This is a genomic window from Marinobacter sp. CHS3-4, assembly GCF_030053415.1.
Lineage (GTDB): Bacteria > Pseudomonadota > Gammaproteobacteria > Pseudomonadales > Oleiphilaceae > Marinobacter.
This window is the reverse complement of record NZ_JASGBJ010000001.1, coordinates 346856-364171: the sequence shown is the minus strand read 5'-3', so window position 1 is coordinate 364171 and position 17316 is coordinate 346856. Positions and strand designations below refer to the sequence as shown.

At 56.2% G+C, this 17316-nt stretch carries 14 protein-coding genes; 12 read left to right on the top strand and 2 right to left on the bottom strand.

Annotated elements, in window-relative coordinates:
• Positions 1-91 precede the first annotated feature (91 nt).
• Complete coding sequence (locus QLQ17_RS01695; RefSeq protein WP_283207805.1) at positions 92-1081, top strand: PAS domain-containing protein; 990 nt, start codon at positions 92-94, stop codon at positions 1079-1081.
• Between the two features lie 13 nt (positions 1082-1094).
• On the opposite strand, the gene QLQ17_RS01690 is transcribed toward QLQ17_RS01695, so the two are convergent.
• Positions 1095-2177 carry a patatin-like phospholipase family protein gene (locus tag QLQ17_RS01690; RefSeq protein ID WP_283207804.1) on the bottom strand — a complete coding sequence of 361 codons (1083 nt, stop codon included), beginning with the start codon at positions 2175-2177 and terminating at the stop codon, positions 1095-1097.
• 175 nt (positions 2178-2352) lie between these two features.
• On the opposite strand from QLQ17_RS01690, the gene QLQ17_RS01685 reads away from it, so the two are divergent.
• Positions 2353-3414 carry a GGDEF domain-containing protein gene (locus QLQ17_RS01685; protein ID WP_283207803.1) on the top strand — a complete coding sequence of 354 codons (1062 nt, stop codon included), beginning with the start codon at positions 2353-2355 and terminating at the stop codon, positions 3412-3414.
• Here QLQ17_RS01685 and QLQ17_RS01680 read toward each other — a convergent pair.
• Positions 3408-4325 (bottom strand): alpha/beta fold hydrolase, encoded by a 918-nt coding sequence (locus tag QLQ17_RS01680; protein WP_283207802.1) that lies wholly within the window; start codon positions 4323-4325, stop codon positions 3408-3410. The genes QLQ17_RS01685 and QLQ17_RS01680 overlap by 7 nt on opposite strands.
• Before the next feature lie 210 nt (positions 4326-4535).
• Here QLQ17_RS01680 and folE point away from each other — a divergent pair, with 210 nt between their 5' ends.
• From folE to QLQ17_RS01630, 10 genes are all read left to right on the top strand, one after another.
• Positions 4536-5102 carry a GTP cyclohydrolase I FolE gene (gene folE / locus QLQ17_RS01675; RefSeq protein WP_283207801.1) on the top strand — a complete coding sequence of 189 codons (567 nt, stop codon included), beginning with the start codon at positions 4536-4538 and terminating at the stop codon, positions 5100-5102.
• Positions 5103-5121: 19 nt separating this feature from the next.
• Positions 5122-5496 carry a dihydroneopterin triphosphate 2'-epimerase gene (gene folX, locus QLQ17_RS01670; protein WP_283207800.1) on the top strand — a complete coding sequence of 125 codons (375 nt, stop codon included), beginning with the start codon at positions 5122-5124 and terminating at the stop codon, positions 5494-5496.
• Positions 5497-5598: 102 nt separating this feature from the next.
• Positions 5599-6906, top strand: coding sequence for an HD-GYP domain-containing protein (locus QLQ17_RS01665; RefSeq protein ID WP_283207799.1), 1308 nt, complete (start codon positions 5599-5601; stop codon positions 6904-6906).
• Between the two features lie 44 nt (positions 6907-6950).
• Positions 6951-9212 carry a bifunctional diguanylate cyclase/phosphodiesterase gene (locus tag QLQ17_RS01660; protein ID WP_283207798.1) on the top strand — a complete coding sequence of 754 codons (2262 nt, stop codon included), beginning with the start codon at positions 6951-6953 and terminating at the stop codon, positions 9210-9212.
• 61 nt (positions 9213-9273) lie between these two features.
• Complete coding sequence (locus QLQ17_RS01655; protein WP_283207797.1) at positions 9274-9594, top strand: hypothetical protein; 321 nt, start codon at positions 9274-9276, stop codon at positions 9592-9594.
• Between the two features lie 227 nt (positions 9595-9821).
• Positions 9822-10262 carry a MerR family transcriptional regulator gene (locus QLQ17_RS01650; RefSeq protein ID WP_283207796.1) on the top strand — a complete coding sequence of 147 codons (441 nt, stop codon included), beginning with the start codon at positions 9822-9824 and terminating at the stop codon, positions 10260-10262.
• On the top strand, positions 10259-12835 hold the full coding sequence (locus tag QLQ17_RS01645; protein WP_283207795.1) for a heavy metal translocating P-type ATPase: 2577 nt from the start codon (positions 10259-10261) through the stop codon (positions 12833-12835). Before QLQ17_RS01650 ends, QLQ17_RS01645 begins: the two co-directional genes overlap by 4 nt.
• Positions 12836-12973: 138 nt before the next feature.
• Positions 12974-13423, top strand: coding sequence for a DUF411 domain-containing protein (locus tag QLQ17_RS01640; RefSeq protein ID WP_283207794.1), 450 nt, complete (start codon positions 12974-12976; stop codon positions 13421-13423).
• A gap of 84 nt (positions 13424-13507) precedes the next feature.
• On the top strand, positions 13508-15226 hold the full coding sequence (locus QLQ17_RS01635) for a diguanylate cyclase domain-containing protein (RefSeq protein WP_283207793.1): 1719 nt from the start codon (positions 13508-13510) through the stop codon (positions 15224-15226).
• A gap of 110 nt (positions 15227-15336) precedes the next feature.
• On the top strand, positions 15337-17310 hold the full coding sequence (locus QLQ17_RS01630; protein ID WP_283207792.1) for a ribonuclease R family protein: 1974 nt from the start codon (positions 15337-15339) through the stop codon (positions 17308-17310).
• Positions 17311-17316 lie beyond the last annotated feature (6 nt).

The window sequence follows — 17316 nt, the reverse complement described above, 5'->3', positions numbered from 1 at the left end:
TGGCGATTGATGCGGACATTTCTATTGTTCTGCGGTGTGGTCTAAAGTGACATAGACGGGAACGTTCCTACTCACATTTCGGGAGGCTGTCATGGAAGGCGACACCCATACCCCCGGCTCGCCCCATAACGAGCCGAAGGCGCTTATCGCCACCATTCTGCCACCCCTGCTGATATTGCTCTCGGGGCTGGTGTTGACGATGGTCATGGCAAACAGAGTTGAACAACAGGCTTTTGATCAAACCAATGCTCTGTTCCAGGCGCAGCACACTGCCATGATCAATGCGCTGACAGGTGGCTACCGCGATCTTAAGCCCGATTCCCAGACTTTCTCTTCCCGTTTCAACAGCCAGATTCCTGACGGAGTCTCTGTTCGAATTGACAGTTTAAAGACCCATTCCAAAGCGCCAGCTTTTGAGTCCAGTACCGGGCACCAACCAAAACCAGGCAGCTCTCTGCGATCGGAAGTCGGTCTCGCAGGGCAAACCTGGCTGATATCCTCAATGCCCGACAGGATCTGGTACCAGGAGCGCGCCATCGCACTGACAAAACCGGTATGGGTCTTCGGTCTGACCCTGACGGCTCTTGGCGTGCTGGTCTGTGGCGCCGTCGCACTCCGCTGGCGGCGTCAGGCAATCAACATCCGGAAAATCGAACAGAAGCACAAATCCCAGAGCCGGGAACTGAGAAACACCCAGACTGAAAAGCGCATCTTGCGTCAGGCTTTGGAGGACAGTGAGCAGAGAAGCCGGGACCTGGTATCTTTGTCAGGTGGTATTGTTTGCGAACTGGATGAAAACGGCCTGGCAGGGTTTGTCTCGGCCCGGATGTCAGACATGCTGGGCTTTGCGCCCGCTGATCTCTCCGGTGAACAGGTGGCCGCGCTGATCGCAGAACCTGATCAACAGGCCTTCGCTGACGCACTGTCATCCGCTCGCCAGGACCGCCAAATGCAGCGTCTGGATCTGACACTGATCACTGCCAACAGTCAGCCCATGCCGGCAACATTAAGGGTACTGGCGTTGCACGACACACTGCACGGATTCAGCGGGTATCGGCTGAGTATCCAGGCCCGGACGTAAACACCGCATCTCATCATAATGGCCGAATGCGGTCGCGAAGCCGGCCTGAATCCACCAGCTCCAAAAACTCCTCACCCAGCTGTTCACTGGCCGCAATGGCGTTACGCCAGGCCTTTTCACGACCGACGTCATCACCGGCATAGCGTTCAAAATCTTTCCGGTCGGGTAATTTGCGGTCCGGCAAACTGGCCAGGTATTCGGGCGACGGTGATACCAGCAAGACATCCTGAAGCCGGGTTGCATCTCCGCGGCGCCAGGGCAATGATTTATCAAACCAGCCGGGTACGATCTTGTCCGTGAAATGGGGATAGAGAATGACGCCTGGCTGGTCATAGGGAAGATCCAGGTGGTAGTCCAGCAATCCGCCATCCCGATACAGACCTTCCGGTGCACCGGGAATATTCCGAACACCCGCCATCACCATCGGGATCGACGCTGACGCCAACAGAGCCGGAAGCAGATTGTCGCGATTCAATGCAACGACGTGGCTGGGGAAATCAACGAGTCTGGATACCGGCGTCTTCGCACGTGCATCATGAATGATTCCACGCTCCATGAAGCGCCCGAGATGCCGCCGGCTGACCATGTTGGCGCTGATGGCCTTCATCAACCCCAGGCTCAAACGGCCTCGGGTATCATGTTCCAGAAGTCCCCGGCTGCGCACCACGACAATGCTCAGCCGATACCAGGGATGCGTGAGAATATGATCTTCACAGCCCGACAGTAGCTCTTCCAGGAACAACGTACTTTTTCGGGTGACCTCTGCCATGCTGACGCCCTTGGCAAACCTCTGGGCCGTGTAGAGATCGGCCAGCCGAGCCAACTGGGCACCGGGATCATCCGTAGAGGCCACGGCAGCAAAGCGCCAGCTGCCAATCGAAGAACCGATCAATGCCCGTTCCTGAGGCACTCGGGGCAGAAAGTCGCCGAAGACGGCTTTATCGAGACCCGAAATACCCAGAGCTTTGGGACCACCGGCAGCGCCAGGCACGATATGAACGTCCGCAGCGGACAACGGTTGGCGTTTCAGCCGCTCGAACGCACGACGTCCGGCACGTATTGTGAGGGCGGGCGCCCGGGTATGAACAGCGGTCATAACGGCTCCTTCTTCAGACGGTGGCCAGTTTAACCAACTGGCCAAACGGGGGCCACCGCGACATCCGTCATCGCCGTTTTCAAAGATTAACGAGACGCTTTGAAAGACCGTGCTAGACTCCTGTAAACGCCCGCGCAGGGATGCGTGTAGATCGAAAAACAAGTGGGAACGCGACGTGAATCCTCTTGCTGTGCCACAAAAGCCGGATACCAACCCGACACTGACGGTTCTCGGTTTTAAACATCAAATAGTCTATCACCTGCACTTCTGGGCATTTGTGGCGGTTGCGCCTCTGATCATGGTGCAGTGGCAGCAGGATCACGTGCTATTGGCCACCCTGTTGATGCTCTTCTGCCTCAATGCTCTGGCGGTGATCGCGTTGTTGAAATTCAGCGGCCATTATTTCCTCAAAGGCCGCTTGTTCCCGATTCTTGCGGTTGTCTGTGCCGTCTATTCTACTGCCATCAACGGCCATGCGGGCCTTTACTGGGCCTATCCGGCTGCAGCAGCCCTGTTCTTCCTGTTACCCATGAAAGAGGCGACCGGGTTTAACGTGATCTTTCTGCTCGCCATGTCCGTTGTCTCTTTTTTAAAGTTTCCCGAAGCCGACTTCTGGCGTATCACCTTCTCGCTGGGCCTTACCTGCGTTTTCGTCATGATTTTCGCCTGGCTGGTAGGGCGGCTCCAGGGCGAATTGACCCGTCTGGCGACTACAGACCCTCTGACAGGATGCCTCAACCGGTCCCAATTGGCGGATGTACTGAACGTGCAAATCCAGATGAGAGAACGCTACGAACGTGTCTGCAGCATCATTCTGATGGATCTGGACTATTTCAAACTGATCAACGATCGTTGGGGGCATCTGGCAGGTGACAGTGTTCTTCAGGAGCTTCCACGCAGAATCCTCAAGCGCCTTCGCGAGAGCGATCAGCTGTTCCGGGTGGGCGGTGAAGAATTTATGCTGGTTCTGCCGGAAACCCGACAAAAGGACGCCGATCAGTTGGCTCGGGAGCTATTGACCAGCATCAGTGCAACGCCATTTGGCGACGGCATCAAGGTGACGGCCAGTGCCAGTGTTGCTGAAATCGTGAAAGGTGAAACCTGGTCGGTCTGGCTGAACCGCGCAGACCAGGCTCTTTACCGGGCAAAAGAGCTTGGGAGAAACCAGGTAGTCAGCGCCGCACGCCCGTCTGACGAGGATACCGAAACCTCCGCTGATCCGGGCTTCGCTCACTGATTACTCTTGCAGAACTCCCGCCATGCCCGATAAACCTCGCCAGGGTTCTCGTAATGAGGATAATGCCCGACGTTGCGTAGACTGATCACATCGGGATCCGGAATCAGCTCGCGATAACGACGCGCCATCGAAGCTCCTGACACCGGATCTGCCAATCCGGTGATCAGCCTCATGGGCTGGTTTGCATTCTGCAGGGCTCCCACCCAACGGTTTCTGTGGCAGCGCCGCTCTTCCATGAAATGAATGAGCAGGTGCAATATCCCGCGACCATTATTATAGGTCAGCAGATACCAGAATTCGTCCAGCTCTTCTTTCGTCGGTGGGCGCGCCGGTGAAAACAGACGGGTGAAACTACGCTCAAACGATCGACGAGTCAGGCCAAGACTTACCAAACCTCCCAACGGACTGCGCAGCAGCTTCTGTATCAATAAGGGATGATGCACTTCGGGAAACAGCGCGCCATTCAGGAAACAGACCTGGCTAATACGAAACGGCAACAAGCCTTCCTGCTCACGCGCCAGCAATTCTTGCGCGACGCTGCTGCCATAATCGTGGGCAAACAGGCTGACTGATTTCAGCCCCAAACCGGCAATCCAACCTTCGAACAGGTCCGCCTGGTCTTCAATGCTGTAATCATAGAGGGTTGGCTTGTCTGAAAAACCGAATCCCAACATGTCCAATGTCAGAACCTGATGATGCTGGGCCAACATCGGCCACAGCCGATTCCAGTCCCAGCTGGCGGTAGGAAATCCGTGAAGCAGAACCAGAGGGTCACCCTGCCCTGCCATGCGGCTGAAAATAGCGTGGCCACCGTACGAAAACCACTTACCGCCCTGCTGCCACTGCTCTAGAGTTCCATTCCGGGATGTGCTGGAAAGATTCCCCACCGCATCCGACATTACCTGTTCCATTTGGACGTCCTGAAACCAACTTGAACCTAAACTCTAAAGGAAAGCGGCACTGGCTGCCAGAATGGGCCGCTGAAATTGCCTGCGACGTGCAAGTGGTCCCATACCAATGTCGTTTCGTATGACAATCGGTGGAGCAATCGCAGGATTTCCCTTAAGCTTCTTTCACTCAACTTTCGACAAACGAACCAGGCAAATGACACCGGACCCTTTATGACCAACAAGCTTGACGACCTTGCCAGCCACTACCATCAGATCATTTCCGGCATCGGCGAGGATCCTCAGAGGGAAGGCCTTCAGGATACCCCCATGCGAGCTGCCAAGGCTCTTCAGTTTCTCACTCAGGGTTATCAACAAAGCCTGGAATCGCTGGTAAACGATGCGGTGTTCGATTCAACCATGGATGAAATGGTGGTTGTGAAGGATATCGAGCTCTACAGCATGTGCGAACACCATTTGCTGCCCTTTATCGGCAAATGCCATATCGCATATCTTCCTCAGGGAAAGGTGCTTGGACTGTCAAAATTCGCGCGGATAGTCGATATGTATGCCCGACGGTTCCAGATTCAGGAAAACCTGACCCGCCAGATTGCCGAAGCCATCGAATCAGTCACCGGGGCCAAAGGTGTGGCCGTAGTGATCGAAGCCAAGCACATGTGCATGATGATGCGGGGTGTCGAAAAGCAGAATTCCAGCATGAAAACATCGATGATGCTGGGTCAGTTCCGCAAATCCCAGGCAACCCGCAGCGAATTCCTTACCCTGATTCGCGACCGCTAAAGCCCCAGGAGCAAGCGCAATGACCCATGCCCTCGAGAACCACGAAGCGACGGTACGAATCAAAGATCTGTTGCTGCGGGCCTACATCGGAATCAAGGACGAAGAGATCAACAATCAACAGGATGTGTTGATCAACGTCACCCTTACCTACGATGCCTCTGAGGCCATCATCAGGAACGAGATCAACTCGGCCCTGAACTACCGCACCATCACAAAGCAGATCATTGCCCACGTCGACGGCAACCGTTTTGCCTTGCTTGAGCGTCTCACTCACGAAGTGCTAACCATCGTGATGGAGCACCAGGCGGTCACCTGGGCTCAGGTTGAGATAGATAAGCCACACGCCCTTCGCTATTCCGAGTCGGTTTCAATCAGCCTACAGGCGAGCCGATAAGCGAAAGACTTCACATCAGCCCCCCCCTAACAGTTCACAAGGTGTCTCGCCCCGCACTCTTCTGGCATACTCAGTCGATCTGACATCAAGACTGGTGGGGCCATGGGGTTCAGAAGTAAAACCAGCCGCAAGACACGAGCCAAAACAGCGACGCCTACAGCGCAGTCCGGCAAAGGGAGCAGCAGCCTCCAGCGGGTTCGGCTTCCTGTCGACCTGCTACGGGCCGGTATGCGCGTGGTAAAACTGGACCGCCCATGGACTGAAGTTCCGGTTCTGTTTCAGGGCTTTACCATTGATACTGACGAACAGGCCGGCCTCCTTAGACATTACTGCGAGTGGGTCGTCGTCGAAAACGAGATCGACGTTCTTGAAGACGCGCTCGACCAGGCCGCCAACCTGAAAACCCGCACCCTTCAACCGCTACCCGAAACCCGAAGCCTGAATCAGGAATTGCCACGAGCGAGCGTGGCCTGGCGTAGCGCGCATCGCCTGGTCAGCAACCTCACTCGCTCCATCGAAATGGGTCACGATCTCAAACTTGACGAGGCTCGGCCCGTCATCACCCAATGCGTAGATAGCATCAAGGCAAATGCCAGTGCCATGTTCTGGATGAGTCGGGTTAAATCCCGGGATGCCTACACCGCAGAACACTGCGTGCGGGTGGCCATTTTCGCCGTTGCTTTTGCCCGTTTCCTCGGCATGCCGGACGAAGATCTTCACATCGTCGGCCTATGCGGGCTATTGCATGATCTTGGCAAACTTCAGGTGCCCGACAGCATTCTGAACAAACCCGGCCCTCTCAGTGCTGAAGAAATGGCGATCATGAAAGACCATACGCAGTACGGCTACAAAATGCTGAGAGCCGATACCTCACTGGATTCCATTGTCAGTGACGTCAGCCGACACCATCACGAACGCATTGATGGGCGGGGTTATCCCGACCAGTTGGAGGAGTGGCAAATTAGCCGGTTTGCACGCCTGGTGTCGATTATCGACGCCTATGATGCCATGACCAGCGACCGCTGCTATCGGGATGGAATGCCCGCCTCAGATGCCATCCGGGTGCTCTATCAGAACCGTGGTGCACAGTTCGACGTCGATATGGTGGAAGCGTTCATCCGCATGGTTGGCATCTATCCGCCGGGTACCCTGGTAGAACTCAGCACCGGTGAAGTGGCCCTGGTTGTGGCCGTGCATCCGGGCAAAAAGCTTAAACCAAGAGTGGAAGTGCTATTGGATGCCGATAAACAGGCCATTGAACCCCGGCTGATCGATCTTGGCGACTTACCAACGGGAACCGTCATTGATATTGCCCATCCGCTGCCAGATGGGTCGTTCGGCCTTTCCCTGAATTCGCGGATTCAACAACTGGTGAAACAGAATACGCATTCAGCCTCGAATTCTCTCTGACATGGCCGTTAAACCGATTGCGATTGAATCAACCGGAGCCCTTTGTGCATAAACCAGCTTCAACACTCACCTTGATAGCCCGAGGATTGCTGCACCCAGCTTTCCCTGCGCTGATTTTCCTGGTGTTTCTGGGTCTCGCCACGGGGCTTCAATACGGTATCAAGAAACAGGATCGTAGCAATCTTCAGGAGAATCTGGACAGCCAGGCAAGGCTGGTGGCGCAACGTCTGGAGCAAAACTTCCTGATTCATGTGGAAGCCATCGAGCGCATGGCGCAACGCATGGCGGAAGACCCCTCTACCAGCCAGGAACACTGGTCGGCAGATGCTCGCAACTACCTCGAAGATTTCGGCGTCTATCAGGCCATCGAGTGGATCGACGCCAACTACGCGATCCAATGGCTCGAACCCATGACAGGCAACGAAGGTGTCATCGGTTTTAACGTCGCCTTTTCACCAGAACGCGCCGCAGCACTGAAACGCTCACAACAGACGGGCAACCTCGACATATCCGGTGTGATCGACCTGAAACAGGGTGGGAAGGGCCTGGTAATTTATGCCCCGGTTTCAAGTGGTTCGGAAAACAACGGATTTATCGCCGGGGTTTTCAAGATGGATGTGCTGGCCGGTGAACTGCTGACGCCAGACGCCACCGAACACCTGCAAATCAACATTCTGAGCGATAACGACACGGCCTATCAGCTTAACCCCGGCCTGCATGCCAAAGAATCGTTCACCAGCTACGCCGACGTCGACCTGCCAACGCTCGACTGGTCGCTGTCCGTGAGTCCGTCGAGCAGTTGGGTCAACGATCAACTGAGCGATTGGCCACAAGTCACGTTTATGGTCATGCTGTTTATGGGCATCCTGACAAGCCTTACCACGCTGTTGGTTCAGTTGATCCTCAAGCGCAATCAGGCCTTGCTGAAGACACGTCGGGAACTGGACGAAGAAATCAGTCAGCGCCAATCCGTGCAGCAGGATCTTCAACGACTGGAAACAACGGACACGCTGACCGGTCTGGCCAATCGCCGTTTCTTCATGGAAGACCTGGCCCACATCCTGAGCATTGCTGATCGTCAATTGCGCCAGGTTGCGCTGATCATGATTGATCTGGACCGTTTCCAGATGCTGAACGATTCCCTTGGCCACCAGTTTGGTGACGAACTGCTGATCAAAGTATCGGAACGCTTGAATGATCTCAGTGACGAACGGGTGATCATCGGCTATTCCGGCGGTGATGAGTTCATGGTGTGTCAGCAGCATGTCGATAGCGTCGACGACGTCATCTTTCTGCTCGGTCAGATAAAACAGTGCTTCCAACAGGAATTCGACGTTCAGGGCCAACGCCACGGGATTACGGCGACGATGGGGGTAGCCGTCTATCCTCAGAGCGGACTGGATGCAGACACTTTGCTTCGGAATGCGGATATCGCGCTCTACCGGGCCAAAGAACAGGGCCGCAACACCTACCAGTTTTACACAGAGGGCATGCAGGATCGGGAAGTGATCCGCCTGGAACTGGACAAGGACATCAGCCAGGCGCTGGCAAACGATGAGTTTGTGCTTTACTTCCAGCCCCAACTGGACCTGAGGGATTCGTCCATCAAAAGCGTAGAAGCGCTAATTCGTTGGCAGCATCCTCGACGGGGCATGGTGCCGCCAGTAGATTTCATTCCTTTGGCAGAGGAGAGCGGCCGCATCACGGACATTGGTCGCTGGGTCGTTCTGGCGGCCTGCAAGCAGCTGGCAAGCTGGCGTAACACCCCGAATGAGAACATCCGAATTGCGGTGAATCTGTCCGGACGGGAACTGGACGAGGAAGATATCGTGGACCACATCCAGGAGGCTCTGGAAAGCCACGGAGTGCCGCCCGAGCTTCTGGAAGTCGAGCTTACGGAAGAAATCTTCATCCAGAATATTGAGCACAACATGAACCAGCTGACCCGTCTGCATCAGCTCGGTGTCAATCTGGCGATTGATGACTTCGGGGTGGGTTACTCTTCCCTAGGCTATCTGCGCGATTTCCCCGTAGATTTACTGAAGATAGACCGCTCGTTTATTACCGATGTCATTGATCGTCACGACGACGCAGTGATTACCCGCGCGGTCATCAATCTGGCTCACAACCTGGGCATTGAGGTTGTGGCCGAGGGCGTAGAAACGGCGGAGCAACTGCGTTTCCTGAAGAGCCATCGCTGCGATTTGATTCAGGGCTATTTCATCAGCAGGCCACTGCCGGCGGCAGAACTAGAGAAAGCACTGGCCAGTGGCAAACTGGAATACGAGGTGCCAGTGGGCAGCTGATTGAAAAGGCGACACCGAATCACCACTATTCTGGTAAACATGAATCGGAGTTGAACCAAGCATGTCTGGCCAGTATTTGAACTCAGAACAGAATGAGCGCATTCGTCGCTGGGAGCGGGTAAACCGGTCCTATTTCATTTTTGCGTTCTTTACCCTGATTGTAATTCTGATATTCAGCAGCCAGTTGGGGCTATCCAGCGGTGAAAGCTGGGGACCACTGGGTTTGCTGATCGCAGCAATCGTGACGCCGATCATCATTCTGCAACTGCGGCTTGCGTGTCCCGCCTGTGGGCACAAGATTGGCTGGCAGGCCAAGTTGATGGCCCCTGATCAGTGCAAGGCCTGCGGTACCTTCCTTCGAGCGAAAAACGCCTCTTCGTAAAAAAACCTTTGACCTGTGAGTTGCTCACAGGTTTTAGGCTATCCTTGTAGTCATAGATTGGATGGCATTCAGGCTTGGGTGCCATTCGTGGCTGAGAGGCCTGTGCTTCAGAAACACGCTCCTTCGGCACATCCATGTGACGCTTGAGCTACGCCATCCATGGCTCCGCACAGTTTCTGAAACACAGGCCTCCCACCCACTCTATCCAGCTTGAGGTGGGCCTAAAAATGAAAGTCAAAGAGATCGCGCAAGGCGCCGGGGTCAATCCGGATACGGTTCGGTTCTACACCCGTGAGGGGCTTCTGAAACCGACGCGGAATCCGGACAACAACTACCAGCAGTACGATACCGAAGACCTGCGCCGGCTCAGGTTTGCCCGCAAGGCCCGGCAGCTGGGATTTTCACTGCCTGAAATCCGGCAGATTCTTGATCAGGCAGATGATCACCACTCGCCCTGCCCAATGGTGCGAGATGTATTTCAGCAGCGCCTTGCGGAAGTAGAGCGGGAGATTTCGGAATTGCAGCAACTGCGCAACCGTATGACGGCTGCTCTTTCTGCCTGGCAGGAGATGCCGGACGGCACGCCCGATGGCCACACAATTTGTCGTTTGATTGAACACTGGGATGAATCCACCCCAGAGTCTATTAAGAGGAGTCAGACTCCATGAATGAGAAAACTGCATTGCACCCGGCTCTGTCGATATCCGGCGCCACGTGTCAGGGATGTGCCAACAAAATCCGTAAAGCGCTGGCACCGATGACCGACGGGGCCGAACAGGTGGAGGTGAATCTTCAGGAACAGACGGTTTCTCTACCGGATGGCGTCAATACCGACGAAGCCGCGCGCCTGGTGACCGAGGCGGGTTATCCAGCAACGCCTCTGGCGGCGGGCGACCATTGCCACGTGCAAACAGGGAACGAATCGCATGATCATGATGGGCATGGATCGGAGTCAGGGACGTCACACGACGACCATTCCCATCATCATTCCGCCAGCAGCAGTGACCAGATTCACCTGTCGGTTACTGGCGCCACTTGCGCGTCCTGCGTCAACACTATTGAAAAGGCGTTGACGTCAGTAAGCGGTATCACCGGCGCCCACATGAATCTTGCGGACAATACGGCTACCGCTACGGGCAGCGCCGATCCGCAAGCGCTGATCAAAGCCATCGAAAGCTCCGGTTACGGTGCCAGCCTGATTGAAGACCCGGACGCGGCGGACGACCGCAAACAGGAAGAGGACCGCAAACAGTACAAGAGTCTGTTGCTGAAAATGGCCGTCAGTCTGGGACTGGGTATCGGCCTGATGATCTGGGGTATGGGCTTCGGCACCATGATGGTGACCGAGGCCAACCAGGTGACCTGGATCAATCTGGGCATCCTGACCCTCGGCGTGATGATTGCCACCGGTGGGCATTTCTATACCGGCGCCTGGAAAGCGTTTAAACACCACAACGCCAACATGGACACGTTGATTGCCCTGGGTACGGGCACCGCCTGGTTGTACTCCATTGTGGTGGCGTCCTTCCCCGGCGCGCTGCCGGAAATGGCCCGACACGTCTATTTTGAAGCCTCCGCAATGATCATTGGCCTGATCAATCTGGGCCAGGCGTTGGAGCTTCGCGCCAAAGGCAAAACCTCGGAAGCAGTGCGGCGGTTGCTGGACCTGCGGTCCAAGACTGCCCGTGTGATTCGCGACGGCGAGGAACAGGATCTGCCGGTAGAGCAGGTGCGCGTGGGCGACCAGATCCGGGTACGCCCGGGCGAAAAGCTTCCGGTGGACGGTGAGATCGTCGAGGGCAGCACGCGCATTGATGAAAGTATGCTCACCGGCGAGCCCATGCCCGTCAGCAAAGGTGAGGGTGATGAAGTCTCTGCCGGCACCCTGAACACCCATGGATCGATCATCTATAAAGCGACTCGCGTGGGAAGTGAAACCGCGCTGGCGCAGATTATCCGGCTGGTTAAGAAAGCCCAGGGCTCCAAGCCTGCCATCGGGCGGCTGGCCGACAAGATTTCTTCGGTCTTCGTACCAACCGTCATGCTGATCGCGGTTGTAGCGGCATTGGTCTGGTACAACGTTGGGCCGGAACCGGCGGTCGTACATATGATGGTCGCTGCTACTACCGTGCTGATTATCGCCTGTCCCTGCGCGCTGGGACTGGCCACCCCCATGTCGGTCATGGTCGGGGTTGGCAAAGCGGCGGAGTACGGCGCCCTGATCCGTCAGGGGGATGCTCTGCAAACGGCGGGGAAACTGGATCTTGTCATTCTCGACAAGACCGGCACCATCACCGAAGGCCACCCGACCGTCACCCGGCTCTATGCGGCGGATTCGGACGAGCAACGGCTGTTATCCCTGGCTGCTGGCCTGGAACAACATTCAGAACATCCTCTGGCTGAAGCCATTATGGCCAAAGCCAGCGAGGAGAATGCCACCCCGGATTCGGTCACAGGCTTTGAAGCCCTTAACGGAAAAGGCGTGCAGGGTAAACTGAACGGCACCAAGGTACGCCTGGGCAATCGGCGCTGGCTGGAGGGTGAAGGTGTGGATCTATCCAGCTTGAATGACAGTGCCAGCTCCATTACGACTGAGGCCGGTACGCCGCTGTTCCTGGCCCTAGGCGCCGAAGCCGTGGGTGTCATTGGCGTTGCCGACGCGGTGAAGGCGGATTCGGAAGCGGCCATTCGCCGCCTCCACGATGCCGGAATTCGGGTGATGATGGTGACCGGCGATGTGGATGCCACGGCCAAAGCCATTGCCCAGAAAACCGGCATTGATGACTACCGGGCCGAAGTACTGCCGGAAGACAAAGCCACGATCGTGAGCGAAATGCGCGGTAAAGGCTACACCGTAGCGATGGTGGGCGACGGCATTAATGACGCACCGGCGCTGGCCGCGGCAGACGTTGGTTTCGCCATCGGCACGGGCACCGATGTCGCGATTGAAAGCGCGGGCATCACCCTGATGCGCGGCTCGCTGAACGGTGTAGCAGACGCCATTGAGATATCACGGGCAACCGTTCGTAATATCCACCAGAACCTGTTTGGCGCGTTTATCTATAACTCGCTGGGCATTCCGGTGGCCGCCGGGCTACTGTATCCGGTCTGGGGTATTCTGATGAGCCCGATACTGGCCGGTGCCGCCATGTCTCTGTCGTCGGTCACCGTCGTAACCAATGCGAACCGGCTGAGACTGTTCAAAACCAGCCAATCCAAAGGCAAGGAGGGGAACCAATGAGTACGTTTCTGGTCAACGCAGCAGGACTCGCTCTGATGGGAGCCATCGTCTGGTGGTTCTGGTTGTCATCCTCTGCCGACATCGAATCCCATGATGATCACAGTCATCACCACTGAGCATCACTACCGAGGTAGCACCATGAAAAAACAAGTATTGGCTCTTGGTCTGATCAGCGCCCTCGCCATCACCGGCGAGTCCGCAGCGGAAGACGGCATGAAAGATATCCATGTCTACAAGTCCCCAACCTGTGGCTGCTGTACTGACTGGGTCGACCACCTGAAGGCGAACGGTTTCCAGGTGGAGGTCACAGAAACCAACGACCTGAACCCGATTAAACAGGACGCTGGGTTGACCCCTGCGCTGGCCAGCTGCCATACCGGTTTTATTGGCGACTATGTGATCGAAGGCCATGTGCCTGCCAGTGACATCGAACGGCTGATCGCCGAATCACCGGACGCACGCGGCCTTTCTGTACCCGGGATGCCGATTGGCTCGCCGGGCATGGAAATAGGCGACCGAAAGGACCCCTATCAGGTGCTGCTGTTTAACCAGAGTGGTCAGACCCGGGTGTTCTCGGCGCATCAATAACGCTGATTTAAAAGGTCCTACACAGTCCAGCGTCCCTGCTCTATGATTAACGTCGTTACGGACAGATCGTGAGAGGGACGTTTCTTGAGCCTGAAAACCCGACTGCTGGGCCTGATGGCCGGGCTGATGATCATCGCATCCATCGCGTCATGGCTGGCCTACAGGCAGCTGTCGGAGAACATCATCGAACGCTGGGGGCAGCAGGTTGCCGAGATTCAGGTGCGGTACGACAGCGCTCGACTGCTGCAATCCCTGGAGCGGGAAATCGGCCTGGCCAAACAGATGGCCGACTCCTCCACGCTGATCAAATGGGCCAGCAACCCGGAAGATGAAGCGCTGAAGACGGCAGCCATCCGGGAGATGGAAAGCTTTCGCAGCAACTTTCGCGATAACAGCTACTTCGTCGCCCTTCGTGATTCCCGCCGCTATTACTACAACAACGCCGCCGACGAATTCGCCGGTAAGCAATACAGGTACACCCTTGACCCGGACAAACCGGACGACGCCTGGTTCTTCCAACTCATTGAAGAAGGAAGGGATTTTCACCTGAACGTGAACCCAGATACCGAGCTGGGAGTCACCAAGCTCTGGATTGACGTCCTGATGCGGGACGAAAACGACCGCATTGTGGGGATGGTCGGTACCGGACTGGATCTGGACGCGTTTCTTCAGGACATCGTGGATATTGGCCAGGAGGGCATCACCACTTTGTTCGTGGATTACAACGGCGCCATCCAGCTATACCGCGACCGCAACTACATCGATTTCGCCAGCATCATCAAGCCGGAAGGCCAGAAAAGCACCGTCGACCTGCTGTTTGACGAGGCGGAAGACAAGCAGAAAGTGCTGGGAATGTTGCAAATTCTCAAAAACCGCGGCGGGGCCGCCGGTGCTGTGGAAAGCAGCTTCGTGACCGTCGATGGTCGCAAGCATCTGGCCGGAGTCGCTTTTCTGCCCGCCATCGGCTGGTTCGAAATTACCCTGCTGGATCTGCAGGCCCTGATTCCCCGCAGTTTCCTCTGGCCACTGGTCGCGGTGTTTCTGGTCAGCCTGGCGGTCACTCTGGTGGTGTTTCACCTGATTATCCGGACGCGAATTCTCAAACCGATCATCAGCCTGGAGCACGCCGTCGAAAAGATGCGTGGCGGCGATTTTGCGCTGCCGGATCTGAACAAACCGGACAACGAAATTGGCCGCCTGGCCGGACATTTTGAAACCATGGCCGACAGCGTGGGCCACTCCACCCGACAGTTGGAAAGAAAGGTCGAGCAACGCACCGAAGAACTCAACCGACTGGCTCGGGTGGATGCGCTCACCGGCCTGATGAATCGTCGCGGGCTTGATGAAGCGTTGGCCGCGGAAATCGAACGGGCCCAGCGACAATCATCCGGTTTTGGCCTGATCTGGATGGACATCGATCATTTCAAAGCCATCAACGATGAATTGGGCCACCAGGCCGGCGACGATATTCTGTGTCGAGTGGCTCTCTGGCTGAGAGCCGGCCTTAGGCCCTACGACCAGCCCGGTCGCTGGGGTGGTGATGAGTTCGTGGTCGTGTTGTCACCTTGCGACCCCGACACCCTCAGCCAGATCGCCAATCGCATTCGAGCCACCATTGAGCGGGACAGCGAGCGCACCGGCGCACCGGTCACTGTCAGCATTGGCGGCTATTTTTGCCAGCCTGGAGACGATATGGACACCATTCTCCACCAGGCAGATCAGGCGCTCTATGACGTCAAGCAGCGCGGCAGAAACGGTGTGTTAATCACTGACGGATCCAGCCGGGCCGTAAGCCCGGCTTAATCGATCTGACTGCGACCGGCTAAGTAGAGGAATGGCGCGATCAGTCTGACGTGTGAAGCCATAACCGTTATACTCCCGGCCAACATTCATTTTTCCATCCGGGTTTATTCATGCTCAATGCCGACGCCCTCAGTCAACTGCGCCAGCTAAAAACCGATATCGAAGAAAACAAGGTGGTGCTCCCCGGAACCGTCAAGGCCACCAACGGACGTTTCGGATTTGTGGCGCTGGATGATGGTCGGGATGTCTTTCTTCCGCCAGAAGAGATGCAGAAAGTACTGCCCGGCGACCGCGTCAACATCACCGAGCACGAAGGAGACAAAGGCAAAACCCAGGGCATGGTAGACGAGTTACTGGAAACCCGTCTGGATACCTTTGTAGGACGCTACATTATTCGCGGCAAAGGCCATTTTGTGGCGCCAGAAACCCCGGGCATTAATCGCTGGATCTTTATTCCTCCCAAAGAACGCCAGAACGCCGAACCTGACGACTTTATCTATTGCCAGATTCACCGGCACCCCATTAAAGACGGGAAAGGCCAGGCCAGAATTCTGAGGGTGATCGGCAAAGCCGGTGACGTTGGCATTGAACGGGCACTGACACTGGCCACCTTTGACCTGCCAGACACCTGGCCGGACAGTGTCCAGGCCGAAGTCGAGTCGCTCACCGAAGACGCCATTCAGGCGCAGCGAGCGGAACGCGAAGACCGAACAGCCCAGCCTTATGTCACCATCGACGGCCCGGGCACCCAAGACATGGACGACGCATTGCTGGCCGAGCCCAACGCCACCGGCTGGAAGCTGTCCATTGCGATTGCCGACCCTACAGCTTTGATTGAGCCCGGCTCCGCAACCGAACAGGAGGCGTTTCGCCGTGCCACTGCGATTTACTTCCCCGGCGAGCCCTTACCCATGCTGCCGGACGGCGTAAGTACCCGGCTTTGTTCATTGATGCCGCAGACCGATCGGCTGGCACTGGTGTGTGATCTGCAAGTGAACAACGATGGCAGCCTGGGCGATTACAGCTTCCATCGCGCGGTGATTCACTCCCACGGCAAACTGAGCTACGAACTGGTTTCGAACCTGATCGAAGGTCGGGTTGATGAGGACATAAAGGCCCTTCCGGAATCCGTATCCAACAGCCTGGACCAACTGCACCAGGTTGCTACGGCGCTGCGCAAATGGCGCAGCGAGAACGCCTTGTTGAGCGGTGACCGACCGGAATTCCGTCTGCGACTGGACGAAAATCGACGCATCCGGCAGATCGAACCCGCCGTTCAGAACGAAGCTCATCGACTGGTGGAAGACTGCATGGTGGCCGCTAACCGATGTGCGGCGGATTTCCTGAGCAAGCAAGCCAACGGCCTGTTTATTCAACACCCGGGCTTGAGAGACGACCGCCTGGACAATATTCGCACCCTGCTCACAGACTATGCTTCCGGTCTTGCCGATCTGGACATAGCAAGTGCGGAAGGGTTTCAGGCATTGATGAAACAGGCTAATGAGCTGGAAGCTGAAGTGCCGATTAAAGCCATTGTATCCCGACAACTGGCAAGAGCTGAGCTGGCCTTTGCGCCGGCCCCTCACCAGGGCATGGGCCTGAACGCCTACACCACCTTCACCTCGCCGCTGCGGAAGTTCACGGATTTCTACGTGCACCGTCTGATCGCCTCAACGTTGTGGAACGCACCGGCACCCGATCTGAAAGATGAACAACTGGAAGCCCTGCAGCAGGCCCAACTGAGGGCTCGTCAGGCAGCCAACAGCCTGGAAAACTGGCTGAAATCCGACTTCGCCAAAACGCTTGGAGAAGGCCAACTATCCGGCACCATCAGCCGCACGACGCCGTCAGGCTTTTTCGTCAGGCTCGACAGCAACGGCCTGGAAGGCTTTGTCAGCTGCAAAACGCTGGAAGGCAAATACAGCTTTGATCCGGTGACCTTGCGGTTGATCCACAACAAGAATGGTCGAACATTCCAGCTTGAAGAACCCGTCACCGTCACCTTCAGCGGTGTGGATGAAGAACGTAAGCAGATTCTGTTCTCACTGGTTGAAAACGCCAGCACGGAAAACGAAAACGCTTGATAATCC

Bases quoted from the DNA above. Each gene is read 5' to 3' on its own strand.
- QLQ17_RS01695 (WP_283207805.1), top strand. From the start codon at position 92: ATGGAAGGCGACACCCATACCCCCGGCTCGCCCCATAACGAGCCGAAG.
- QLQ17_RS01690 (WP_283207804.1), bottom strand. From the start codon at position 2,177: ATGACCGCTGTTCATACCCGGGCGCCCGCCCTCACAATACGTGCCGGA.
- QLQ17_RS01680 (WP_283207802.1), bottom strand. From the start codon at position 4,325: ATGGAACAGGTAATGTCGGATGCGGTGGGGAATCTTTCCAGCACATCC.
- folE (WP_283207801.1), top strand. From the start codon at position 4,536: ATGACCAACAAGCTTGACGACCTTGCCAGCCACTACCATCAGATCATT.
- folX (WP_283207800.1), top strand. From the start codon at position 5,122: ATGACCCATGCCCTCGAGAACCACGAAGCGACGGTACGAATCAAAGAT.
- QLQ17_RS01665 (WP_283207799.1), top strand. From the start codon at position 5,599: ATGGGGTTCAGAAGTAAAACCAGCCGCAAGACACGAGCCAAAACAGCG.
- QLQ17_RS01655 (WP_283207797.1), top strand. From the start codon at position 9,274: ATGTCTGGCCAGTATTTGAACTCAGAACAGAATGAGCGCATTCGTCGC.
- QLQ17_RS01650 (WP_283207796.1), top strand. From the start codon at position 9,822: ATGAAAGTCAAAGAGATCGCGCAAGGCGCCGGGGTCAATCCGGATACG.
- QLQ17_RS01645 (WP_283207795.1), top strand. From the start codon at position 10,259: ATGAATGAGAAAACTGCATTGCACCCGGCTCTGTCGATATCCGGCGCC.
- QLQ17_RS01640 (WP_283207794.1), top strand. From the start codon at position 12,974: ATGAAAAAACAAGTATTGGCTCTTGGTCTGATCAGCGCCCTCGCCATC.
- QLQ17_RS01630 (WP_283207792.1), top strand. From the start codon at position 15,337: ATGCTCAATGCCGACGCCCTCAGTCAACTGCGCCAGCTAAAAACCGAT.